General features: G+C 60.7%; 11 protein-coding genes. 10 read left to right on the forward strand and 1 reads right to left on the reverse strand.

The window, feature by feature from the left end; all coding sequences use genetic code 11:
* Positions 1-4: 4 nt before the first annotated feature.
* The 10 genes from EM858_RS00930 to EM858_RS00975 are packed head-to-tail and all read left to right on the forward strand — an operon-like array spanning position 5 to position 9962.
* Positions 5-850: an alpha/beta fold hydrolase gene (locus EM858_RS00930; protein ID WP_127755516.1), complete on the forward strand. Its 846-nt coding sequence runs from the start codon at positions 5-7 to the stop codon at positions 848-850.
* Positions 847-1785 carry a flavin reductase family protein gene (locus tag EM858_RS00935; RefSeq protein ID WP_059757781.1) on the forward strand — a complete coding sequence of 313 codons (939 nt, stop codon included), beginning with the start codon at positions 847-849 and terminating at the stop codon, positions 1783-1785. The genes EM858_RS00930 and EM858_RS00935 overlap by 4 nt, the downstream gene beginning before the upstream one ends.
* A complete protein-coding gene (locus tag EM858_RS00940) occupies positions 1782-2822 on the forward strand; it encodes an LLM class flavin-dependent oxidoreductase (RefSeq protein ID WP_127755517.1) in 1041 nt (346 codons plus the stop codon). Before EM858_RS00935 ends, EM858_RS00940 begins: the two co-directional genes overlap by 4 nt.
* 4 nt (positions 2823-2826) lie before the next feature.
* On the forward strand, positions 2827-4293 hold the full coding sequence (locus tag EM858_RS00945) for an aldehyde dehydrogenase (RefSeq protein ID WP_127755518.1): 1467 nt from the start codon (positions 2827-2829) through the stop codon (positions 4291-4293).
* A 4-nt stretch (positions 4294-4297) separates the two neighbouring features.
* Complete coding sequence (locus tag EM858_RS00950; protein WP_020813480.1) at positions 4298-4612, forward strand: NIPSNAP family protein; 315 nt, start codon at positions 4298-4300, stop codon at positions 4610-4612.
* Positions 4613-4669: 57 nt separating this feature from the next.
* Positions 4670-5680 carry an ABC transporter substrate-binding protein gene (locus EM858_RS00955; protein ID WP_127755519.1) on the forward strand — a complete coding sequence of 337 codons (1011 nt, stop codon included), beginning with the start codon at positions 4670-4672 and terminating at the stop codon, positions 5678-5680.
* A gap of 60 nt (positions 5681-5740) precedes the next feature.
* Positions 5741-6616 (forward strand): ABC transporter permease, encoded by an 876-nt coding sequence (locus EM858_RS00960; protein ID WP_127755520.1) that lies wholly within the window; start codon positions 5741-5743, stop codon positions 6614-6616.
* A gap of 1 nt (position 6617) precedes the next feature.
* Entirely contained in the window at positions 6618-7418 is an 801-nt protein-coding gene (locus EM858_RS00965) for an ABC transporter permease (protein WP_127755521.1), read from the forward strand.
* Positions 7415-8497, forward strand: coding sequence for an ABC transporter ATP-binding protein (locus EM858_RS00970; RefSeq protein WP_127755522.1), 1083 nt, complete (start codon positions 7415-7417; stop codon positions 8495-8497). The genes EM858_RS00965 and EM858_RS00970 overlap by 4 nt, the downstream gene beginning before the upstream one ends.
* A 10-nt stretch (positions 8498-8507) precedes the next feature.
* The gene (locus EM858_RS00975; protein WP_127755523.1) at positions 8508-9962 is read left to right on the forward strand and encodes an NAD-dependent succinate-semialdehyde dehydrogenase; all 1455 of its coding nucleotides are present in this window, start codon (positions 8508-8510) and stop codon (positions 9960-9962) included.
* A gap of 23 nt (positions 9963-9985) precedes the next feature.
* Here the strand turns inward: EM858_RS00975 and EM858_RS00980 are convergent, their stop codons facing one another.
* Positions 9986-10600, reverse strand: a complete 615-nt coding sequence (locus EM858_RS00980; RefSeq protein ID WP_127755889.1) for a TetR/AcrR family transcriptional regulator — start codon at positions 10598-10600, stop codon at positions 9986-9988.
* Positions 10601-10654: the final 54 nt, after the last annotated feature.

Below are 10654 nucleotides of genomic sequence, written 5' to 3' on the forward strand. Positions count from 1 at the left end.
GCCAATGCAAAGGGTCGCCGACACGTCACGGGTCAATGGTGCAAAGGCAGGCGCCGCCACGCTCCCCCGGAAAACGACCGGAGGCGGGGCCGCCTATTTCGAAGCCGGCGCGGGCGAGGACTTGATCCTCATCCACGGTGTTGGAATGCGGCTCGAAGCCTGGACGCCGCAGATCGAGGTGTTTTCGACAACGCACCGCGTCATCGCGGTCGACATGCCCGGCCACGGCGGCAGCGAACGTCTTGCGGCCGGCAGCACTCTTGAGGATTTCGTCGGCTGGTTCGGCCGGTTTCTAGACGACATGCGGATAGAGCGCGCCAATGTCGCGGGGCATTCCATGGGGGCGCTGATTTCCGGCGGGGCAGCCGCGATGCTTGGAGATCGCATAGCGCGTGTCGGGTATCTGAACGGTGTTTATCGCCGCGACCCCGTTGCGAAGGCGGCGGTGCTTGCGCGCGCGGCGGCGATCCGCACCACGGGCGTGGACAAGGAAGGCCCCTTGCTGCGCTGGTTCGGTGATGATCTGAAAAGCCGGCACGCGCGGGAATTGACGAGAGGCTGGCTGGAAATGGTCGATCCGGAAGGTTACGCGGTCGCCTATACCGCTTTTGCGGGCGGGGACGAGACCTATGCCGACCGCTGGCCTTCGGTCACCTGCCCGGCGCTTTTTCTGACCGGTTCGGACGATCCGAACTCCACGCCCCTGATGGCGCAGCAGATGGCGGCGATCACGCCGCGCGGTTATGCCCGCATCGTCGAGGCACACCGGCATATGGTCAATCTGACCGCACCCGAAACCGTCAATGCACTGATGGCCGAATGGCTGGCTTTAGAGGAGGAGCCGCAATGACCGTTGCAACCCTTGACCCGCGCGCCCTGCGCGACGCATTCGGCGCCTTCGTGACGGGGGTGACGATCGTTACCACCCGCGACGAAGCCGAAAAGCCGGTGGGTTTCACCGCAAATTCCTTCACCTCCGTCTCGCTCGATCCGCCGTTGCTGCTGATCTGCCTTGCCCGCACCTCGCGCAATTTCGCGACGATGACGGGTGCGAAAAATTTCGCCGTCAATATTCTGTCGGAAGGCCAGAAGGATCTGTCCAATACGTTCGCCCGGCCGGTGGAAGACCGTTTTGCCGCCGCCATCTGGTCGGATGCGCCGGCAGGCTCACCGGTCTTTGCCGATGTTGCGGCCTGGTTCGAATGTTCGATGCAGGAGGTTATCGAGGCTGGAGACCACGTCATTCTGCTCGGTCGCATCGACGCTTTCGAGAATAGCGGTCTGAACGGCCTCGGTTATGCGCGCGGCGGTTACTTCACGCCGATGCTGGCCGCCAAGGCGCTTTCGGCTGCGGCGGAGGGTGAAATCGCCGTCGGCGCGGTTCTCGAGCGTCGTGGCGAGATTTACCTCGTCGGGGAGGATGTGCTGTCGCTGCCCGGCTGCGTCGTGGCGGGCGGCGATCCGGTCGCGGCGCTGACGGCGCGGCTGGAAGAGCTGACCGGGCTGCCGGTCAGGACCGGCTTTCTTTACTCGGTTTATGAAAACAAGGCGGATGGGCGTCAGCACATCGTCTACCACGCGCTTGCGGATGGGGACGATGCGCCGCGCCAGGGCCGTTTTCTGTTGCCCGGCGCGCTGGCTTCGGCAAAGTTCGACTCCGGCGCGACGGCGGACATTGTCAACCGGTTCGCGCTGGAAAGTTCAATCGGCAATTTCGGTGTCTATGTCGGTAACGAGACTGCCGGCAGGGTCCATCCCATCTCGATGAAGGCGGCAAACCCATGAAATTCTCCCTCTTCGTTCATATGGAACGGCTGGATGCCTCGCAGGATCACAAGACGCTCTACGAGGAGTTCGTGACGCTTTGCGAAATCGCCGATCGCGGCGGCATGTATGCCATCTGGACCGGCGAACATCACGGCATGGATTTCACCATTGCCCCGAACCCCTTCGTGACGATCGCCGATCTGGCGCGGCGCACCAGGACGGCGCGTCTCGGGACGGGCACGGTGATCGCGCCCTTCTGGCATCCGATCAAGCTTGCCGGCGAAGCGGCGATGACCGACCTCATCTGCGACGGCCGTCTCGATATCGGCATCGCGCGCGGTGCTTACTCGTTTGAATATGAGCGGCTGCTTCCGGGCCTCGATGCCTGGGGTGCCGGCCAGCGCATGCGCGAGCTGATCCCGGCCGTCAAAGGTGTGTGGGCGGGCGATTATGCCCATGACGGCGAGTTCTACAAATTTCCGGCCACCACGTCTGCTCCCAAGCCATTGCAGCAGCCCTTCCCGCCGATCTGGGTGGCGGCGCGCGATCCGAATTCGCACGAATTCGCAGTCGCCAATGATTGCAACGTGCAGGTGACGCCGCTCTGGCAGGGCGATGACGAGGTGGAAACCCTGATGGGCCGCTTCAACGATGCCTGCGCCAAGAACCCGGAAAAACAGCGGCCGAAAATCATGCTGCTTCGCCACACCTATGTCGGTTCCGATGAAGCCGATATCGCTCAGGCGGCGCATGAGATGAGCGTCTATTACAACTACTTCTTCGCCTGGTTCAAAAACGAAAAACCGATCCATCAGGGGTTGATCGAGCGTATTGCGCCCGAAGACATCGCCGCCAACGCGATGCTTTCCACCGATGTCATGCGAAAGAACAATGTCGTCGGCAATGCCGATGAGGTGATTAGCCGGCTTAAATCTTACGAGGCCATGGGCTATGACGAATATTCCTTCTGGATCGATACGGGCATGAGCTTCGAGCGTAAGAAGGCCTCGCTGGAGCGCTTCCTGTCCGATGTCATGCCGGCTTTCGGGGAGTAACGCGATGCGCAGTTTCCAGTGCTATATCGACGGACATTTCGAAGACGGCGAGGCGCGTTTCGCAAGTCTCGATCCCGCAAGCGGCACTGCATGGGCCGAAATGCCGGAAAGCCGCGAGGCGGATGTCGGCCGTGCGGTCGAGGCCGCTCACCGGGCGCTTTACGAAGATGCAGGCTGGTCGAAACTGACGGCGACACAGCGTGGCAAGCTGCTCTACCAGCTCGCCGATCTGGTCACTGAGAATGCGAAGACGCTTGCCGAACTCGAAACCCGCGATACCGGCAAGATCATCCGTGAGACCTCCGCGCAGATTGCCTATGTCGCGGATTATTATCGTTATTATGCGGGTCTCGCCGACAAGATCGAGGGCGCCTATCTGCCGATCGACAAGCCGGATATGGATGTCTGGCTGCGGCGTGAACCCGTGGGCGTCGTGGCGGCCATAGTGCCGTGGAACAGCCAGCTATTTCTCGCCGCCGTCAAGATCGGTCCCGCACTCGCCGCTGGCTGCACCATTGTCGTCAAGGCCTCGGAAGATGGGCCGGCACCTCTTCTGGAATTTGCCCGGCTGGTGCATGAGGCCGGTTTTCCCGCCGGCGTCGTCAATATCGTCTCCGGCTTCGGCGCGTCCTGCGGCACGGCGCTCACCACCCATCCGAAGGTGGCTCATATCGCCTTTACCGGCGGTCCGGAAACGGCGCGTCATATCGTGCGCAATTCGGCGGCAAATCTCGCTTCCACCTCGCTGGAACTCGGCGGCAAATCGCCGATCCTCGTTTTTGCCGATGCCGATCTCGAAAGTGCTGCCAATGCGCAGGTGGCTGGCATTTTCGCCGCGACCGGCCAGAGCTGCGTCGCCGGCTCGCGGCTGATCATCGAAAGAAGTATCAAGGATCGGTTCCTCGAGATTCTGAAGGCGAAGGCTGAGGCGATCCGCATCGGCTCGCCGCTGGATATGGCGACGGAAGTAGGCCCGCTGGCGACGGAGCGTCAGAGGAAACATATCGTTTCTCTGGTTTCCGCCTCCGTGGATGCGGGCGCCAAGGTTGTCACAGGCGGTGCGCCTGTAGACGGCGACGGTTATTTCTATCGGCCAACCATTCTCGATTGCGACGGCATTCGTTCCCCATCGATGGAGAAGGAGTTCTTCGGCCCCGTCCTCTCGGTCGTTTCCTTTGAAACCGAAGCGGAAGCCATCGCGCTGGCCAATGACACGGTCTATGGCCTTGCCTCCGGTGTCTTCACGCAGAACCTGACGCGCGCCCACCGTCTGATGAAAGCGATCCGTGCCGGCATCGTTTGGGTGAATACCTACCGTGCGGTCTCTCCGATTGCGCCTTTCGGCGGATTCGGTCTGTCGGGCGACGGTCGCGAAGGCGGGCTTGCGGCGGCGCTCGATTACACGCGCACCAAGACCATATGGTTGCGCACCTCCGATGACCCGATCCCCGATCCCTTCGTGATGCGGTGAGCCCATGTTTTACGAAATCCGTACCTACCGGCTGAAAAACGGCGCCATTCCCGCCTACCTCAAGGTGGTCGAGGAAGAGGGCATCGAAATCCAGAAGAGCCATCTCGGCGAGCTGGTGGGTTACTTCTTCTCCGAGATCGGACCGATCAATGAGATCGTCCATATCTGGGCCTTTTCGAGCCTGGATGACCGCGAAGAACGGCGCGCACGGCTGATGGCCGATCCGCGCTGGTTGTCCTTCCTTCCGAAAATCCGCGACCTCATTGAAGTCGCCGAAAACAAGATCATGAAACCGGCGCGATTTTCACCGCTCGGGTGAAATGCGCCGGTCGCGACGTGCATACCAACAAGAAGCTCTAAAACGGAGTAAGGGAACATGAAATTGAAACTGGTATTGACGACATGCGCCGCTCTTTTTGCCCTTGGTGCATCTGCTGAAGCGAATGATCTGGTTTTCTCCAGCTGGGGAGGAACCACGCAGGACGCCCAGAAGGCGGCCTGGGCTGAAAAATTCATGGTGTCGACCGGCATTAACGTGGTGCAGGACGGTCCGACGGACTACGGCAAATTGAAAGCCATGGTCGAGGCGAACGGCGTGACCTGGGATGTGGTCGATGTCGAGGGCGATTATGCCGCGCAGGCCGGCCCGAAGGGCCTGTTGGAGAAGCTCGATTTTGCCGTCATCGACAAGACCAAACTCGATCCGCGCTTCGTGACGGACTACTCAGTCGGCAGCTTTTATTACTCCTTCGTCATCGGCTGCAATGTCGATGCCGTGGCCGCCTGCCCGAAGAGCTGGGCCGATCTGTTCGACACCGCGAAATTTCCCGGCAAGCGAACCTTCTACAAATGGTCTGCGCCGGGCGTGATCGAAGCAGCCCTTCTGGCCGATGGCGTGGCCGCCGACAAGCTTTATCCGCTCGATCTCGACCGCGCTTTCAAGAAGCTCGATACGATCAAATCCGATATCATCTGGTGGTCCGGCGGCGCGCAGTCGCAGCAGTTGATTGCATCTGCGGAAGCGCCCTTCGGCAGTGTCTGGAACGGCCGCATGACGGCGCTTGAAAAAAGCGGTGTGAAGGTGGAGACCTCCTGGCAGCAGAACATCACCGCGGCGGATTCCCTCGTCGTTCCCAAGGGAACGAAGAACAAGGATGCGGCGATGAAGTTCATCGCGCTCGCCACCTCTGCGCAGGCGCAGGCGGATATGGCGACCGCGACGGGTTATGCGCCGGTCAATATCGAATCCGCCAAGCTGATGGATCCGGAAACCGCCAAGACACTGCCGGACCAGCAGACGGCAAGCCAGGTCAATGCCGATATGAGCTACTGGGCGCAGCATCGCGATGAGATTGGCGAGCGCTGGTACGCCTGGCAGGCGAAGTAAGATAACGGCGCGGGCCGCGACAGGCGCCCGCGCGATTTTCCACGTCCGGGAGGTTTGGGCATGGTCTCGCTTACCGATGAAACAGTCAGCCCGAAAGCGAAGGTGCGGATGCCTTTCCGGCCCGGCAACTTTACGGCTACCCTGCCGGCGCTTGTCCTGCTTGTCCTGTTCTTCGTCGTTCCGGTTCTGATCCTGCTGTCGCGCAGCGTCACCGAACCTGTTTTCGGATTGGGCAACTATGCCGTCCTGCTGGGAAGCTCCACCTATCTGAAGATCTTCTTCAATACCTTCGCGGTGTCGGCGCTGGTAACGGTCGTGTCGCTGGCGATCGGCTTTCCCGTCGCCTGGGCGCTCGCCATCATGCCGGCGCGGCTCGCTTCCATCGTCTTTGCCATATTGCTCCTGTCGATGTGGACCAATCTTCTGGCGCGCACCTATGCGTGGATGGTGCTGTTGCAGCGCACGGGCGTGGTGAACAAGACGCTGATGGGGCTCGGCATCATCGATCAGCCTCTGGCGCTGGTCAATAATCTTATCGGGGTAACGATAGGCATGACCTATATCATGCTGCCCTTCATCATCATTCCGCTCTATGGCGTCATCCGCAAGATCGATCCGGCCATTCTTCAGGCGGCGGCCCTGTGCGGGGCGACACGCTTTCAGGCGCTGACCCGCATCCTTATTCCGCTGGCCGCCCCCGGCATGATTTCCGGCGCGCTGATGGTCTTCGTCATGTCGCTCGGTTACTTCGTCACCCCGGCGCTCCTCGGCGGTACGGCGAACATGATGCTGGCCGAACTCATTGCGCAATTCGTCCAGTCGCTCGTCAACTGGGGCATGGGCGGGGCGGCCGCACTGGTGCTGCTGGTGGTGACGCTGACGCTTTATGCGGTGCAGCTCAAATTCTTCGGTGCGGCCGGGGCAGGGGGGCGCTGACATGCTTTTGAACTATAACAGCCTCGGCCTCTGGAAATGGCTGCTCCTCCTGATCACGCTGCTGACGACGGCATTTCTCGTTCTGCCGATCGTTTTCATCGCAGCGCTGTCCTTCGGCTCGTCGCAATGGCTGATCTTTCCGCCGCCCGGCTGGACATTGAAATGGTATGCGGATTTCTTCGCCGATCCGCGATGGCTGGAGGCCGCCTGGACGAGCCTGCGCATAGCCCTCATGGTCACGGTGCTGTCCGTGCTGATCGGTCTTGTCGCCTCCTTCGGGCTGGTGCGCGGCCGTTTCATCGGGCGTAACACGCTTCGCGCGCTGTTCATGACGCCGATGATCCTGCCCGTCGTGGTGCTGGCTGTGGCGCTTTACGCCTTTTTCCTGAAACTTGGCCTTGCCGGCACCACTGCCGGGTTCGTTATCGCCCATCTTGTCGTGGCGCTGCCCTTTTCCATTCTGGCGTTGACCGGCGCGCTCGAGGGTTTCGACAAATCGATTGAGGATGCGGCGGTGCTGTGCGGCGCTAGCCCGTTGCAGGCGAAAATCCGCATCACGCTTCCCGCCATCAGTCACGGCCTGTTTTCGGCGGCGATCTTCTCCTTCCTAACCTCGTGGGATGAGGTGGTGCTGGCGATCTTCATGGCAAGCCCGACATTGCAGACGCTGCCGGTGAAAATCTGGGCAACGCTGCGTCAGGATCTGACGCCGGTGATTGCGGCCGCCTCCACGCTTCTCATCGCGGTGACCATCATTCTCATGCTGCTTGTCGCGGCTGTGCGAAAAGGACTGAAAACATGACCAAACCGCTCCTGCAGATTCGCGGCATCCGCAAGCAATACGGACCGGTCGTCGCCGTTCAGGACGTCAATCTCGACGTGCAGCCGGGTGAGTTCATGACATTTCTCGGGCCGTCCGGTTCGGGCAAGAGCACGACGCTTTATATCCTCGCTGGTTTCGAGCAGCCGACATCGGGCGATATTCTGCTGAACGGTGAAAGCCTGCTGTCGACGCCGTCGCACAAGCGCAATATCGGCATGGTCTTCCAGCGCTACACCCTGTTTCCACATCTGTCGGTCGGCGAGAATATCGCCTTTCCGTTGAAGGTCCGCCGCAAGAGCAAGGCGGAAATCGATGCGAAGGTGAAGGAAATGCTGCGGCTTGTCCGTCTCGAAGGTTTCGAGGACAGAAAGCCGGCGCAGATGTCGGGCGGCCAGCAGCAACGCGTGGCGCTGGCCCGGGCGCTTGCCTACGACCCGCCGGTGCTTCTGATGGATGAGCCGCTGTCGGCGCTCGACAAGAAGCTGCGCGAAGAAATCCAGTTCGAAATCCGTCGTATTCATCAGCAGACGGAAGCGACGATCCTCTATGTTACCCACGACCAGGAAGAGGCTTTGCGTCTTTCCGACCGCATCGCCGTGTTTTCCAAGGGGGTTATCGATCAGATCGGCACGGGACCGGAGCTTTACGCTCACCCGGCTACCCGTTTCGTGGCTGAATTCATCGGCGACAGCGATTTCATCGCCTGCGATCTCCTCGCCGCCTCGGGCGGCAAGGCGACAGTGTCGCTCGGCCGGGATATCGTCTTCGATCATATTCCGGTGCATGGTGAGGCTGCGCCGGGAACGAAGGCGGCGCTGATGCTGCGCCCGGAGCGGCTGCAGCTCAGCCGTAACCGGCCGGTCGCCGCCGCCGGTTTCCAGGCCACGGTCAGCGATATCACTTTCCTCGGCAACAATGTCCATGTGGTGGCCCATACCGGTTCGGGTGAGCCGCTTGCGGTGCGCCTGCCTTTCGGCCATGAGGCGATTTCCGGCCTCAGCCGTGGCGACCTCGTGCATCTCGCCTTCGATCCGGCCTCAGCGCAGGTCTTCTGTTGAGGGATGGGCCATGCATCTGAATGATCCCACACTCTTCGGCGAGAAAGTGCCGGTGGCCGGTCGCTGGATCGGTTGCGATGGCCATGAAACGGCGGAGATCCGCAATCCCGCAACCGGAGAGATCGTTGGACGGGTTCCAGAACTCGGCGCGAGGGAAACGAGAGAAGCGATTGCTGCCGCCGTGATTGCCCAGAAGGAGTGGGCCCGCCGCACCGCCGGCGAGCGTGCGAATATCCTGAAGGAATGGTTCCGGCTCGTCATGGAAAACCGTGACGATCTCGGCATGATACTGACGCTGGAACAGGGAAAGCCGCTGGCGGAAGCAAAGGGTGAGGTCGCCTATGGTGCGAGCTTCATCGAATGGTTTGCCGAGGAGGCGCGGCGGATCAATGGCGAGACAGTGCCCGGCCACCAGCCGGACAAACGCATTCTGGTTCTCCGCCAGCCCGTGGGTGTGGTTGCGGCCATCACGCCATGGAATTTCCCCAATGCCATGATCACCCGCAAGGCCGGCCCGGCGCTGGCCGCCGGCTGTGCGGTGGTGCTGAAACCGGCGCCGCAAACGCCGTTTTCTGCCATCGCCCTTGCGATCCTTGCCGAGCGCGCCGACCTGCCGCTTGCGCTTTTCAGCATTTTGACAGGGCCAGCCGCCGAGATAGGCGCAGAAATGACGGCAAGCCCGGATATCCGCCTTCTGACCTTTACCGGCTCAACGCGCACAGGCGAACATCTTTACCGGCAATGTGCGCCGACGATCAAGAAACTGGGGCTGGAACTCGGCGGCAATGCGCCCTTCATCGTCTTCGATGACGCCGATCTCGATGCCGCTGTTGAGGGCGCGATCCTCGCCAAATTCCGCAACAATGGTCAGACCTGCGTTTGCGCCAACCGTCTTTATGTGCAGAGCGGCGTCTATGATGCTTTCGCTGAAAAATTCGCTCGAGCCGTCGTTCGGTTGAAGGTTGGCAACGGGTTGGAGGGGGCAAGCATTCTCGGGCCTCTCATCGACGCAAACGCCGTTGCCAAAGTGGAGGCCCATATTGCCGATGCGCTTTCGAAAGGCGCGGAAGTCACTACCGGCGGCAGAAGACATGCGCTGGGCGGCAACTTCTTCGAGCCGACGATCCTGCGTAATGTCGATGCCGGCATGCAGGTGGCGCGTGAGGAAACCTTCGGGCCTCTCGCCCCGCTCTTCCGCTTCGAGGACGAGGCGGATGTGATCGCGCAGGCGAACAATACCGATTTCGGCCTCGCCTCCTATTTTTATGCGCGCGATCTGTCGCGGGTCTTCCGGGTTGCCGAGGCGCTCGAATATGGCATGGTCGGAGTCAATACAGGGGCTATTTCCACCGCCGAGGCGCCTTTTGGTGGTGTCAAGATGTCGGGTCTTGGCCGGGAAGGGTCACGCCACGGCATCGAGGAATATACCGAGCTCAAATATGTTTGCATCGGCGGCGTCGGCTGAGACCGGGCCTCAAGGAATGATGCCTATGCCAGCAGCCCGCGCATGATCAGCTCGAGATGAATTTTCAGGACGGCCTGTCTGTCCAGAATGCGCCGGTCGTTGAAAATTAGCCGAAACACCAATGTTCCGACCATGGGTGACATCACCACTTTGGCGAGTTCGGGAGGGTTGGCCCTGAACCTTTTTTTCGCGACGCCTTCCTCGAGGACCGCATCGATGCGTGCAAAGACCGGCGCCATCATCGTGTCATGGTGCTGGTCGATGAGATCCGGGAATTTTGCGCCTTCCGCGACGATTAGACGAAACAGTTCCCGCATTTTTCTGTTGTCGACGAGTGAGTCGAACAGGAATTCGAGCAGCAGACGAAGCTGCTCGACGGGATCGTCTGACTTGTGCGTATAGGCCCTGAACGCCTCCCGGAACGGCATGGAGGCACGTTTTACCATGGCCTCGAAGAGCGCCTCCTTGGTTTCGAAATAGACGTAGACCGTTCCTTTCGTCACTCCCACCCGTTCCGCGATGTCTTCCACCCGCGTCGCGGTAAATCCCCTTTTGGTGAATTCCTCGAATGCTGCATCGAGAATTTGCAACGGACGTTGTATCTTCTGTTCAGCACGTGTCAGTTTTGCTTTCGCCATGGCCCCGGGTTCCTTCTTTATTTTCGACGCGTGCCCTTCTGTCCGTCGCGATTG

The organism is Agrobacterium sp. CNPSo 2736, assembly GCF_004005385.1.
Taxonomy (GTDB): domain Bacteria; phylum Pseudomonadota; class Alphaproteobacteria; order Rhizobiales; family Rhizobiaceae; genus Agrobacterium; species Agrobacterium leguminum.

Excerpts from the sequence above, each read along its gene's own strand:
- EM858_RS00930 (WP_127755516.1), top strand. The coding sequence starts at position 5 with ATGCAAAGGGTCGCCGACACGTCACGGGTCAATGGTGCAAAGGCAGGC.
- EM858_RS00935 (WP_059757781.1), top strand. The coding sequence starts at position 847 with ATGACCGTTGCAACCCTTGACCCGCGCGCCCTGCGCGACGCATTCGGC.
- EM858_RS00940 (WP_127755517.1), top strand. The coding sequence starts at position 1,782 with ATGAAATTCTCCCTCTTCGTTCATATGGAACGGCTGGATGCCTCGCAG.
- EM858_RS00945 (WP_127755518.1), top strand. The coding sequence starts at position 2,827 with ATGCGCAGTTTCCAGTGCTATATCGACGGACATTTCGAAGACGGCGAG.
- EM858_RS00950 (WP_020813480.1), top strand. The coding sequence starts at position 4,298 with ATGTTTTACGAAATCCGTACCTACCGGCTGAAAAACGGCGCCATTCCC.
- EM858_RS00955 (WP_127755519.1), top strand. The coding sequence starts at position 4,670 with ATGAAATTGAAACTGGTATTGACGACATGCGCCGCTCTTTTTGCCCTT.
- EM858_RS00960 (WP_127755520.1), top strand. The coding sequence starts at position 5,741 with ATGGTCTCGCTTACCGATGAAACAGTCAGCCCGAAAGCGAAGGTGCGG.
- EM858_RS00965 (WP_127755521.1), top strand. The coding sequence starts at position 6,618 with ATGCTTTTGAACTATAACAGCCTCGGCCTCTGGAAATGGCTGCTCCTC.
- EM858_RS00970 (WP_127755522.1), top strand. The coding sequence starts at position 7,415 with ATGACCAAACCGCTCCTGCAGATTCGCGGCATCCGCAAGCAATACGGA.
- EM858_RS00975 (WP_127755523.1), top strand. The coding sequence starts at position 8,508 with ATGCATCTGAATGATCCCACACTCTTCGGCGAGAAAGTGCCGGTGGCC.
- EM858_RS00980 (WP_127755889.1), bottom strand. The coding sequence starts at position 10,600 with ATGGCGAAAGCAAAACTGACACGTGCTGAACAGAAGATACAACGTCCG.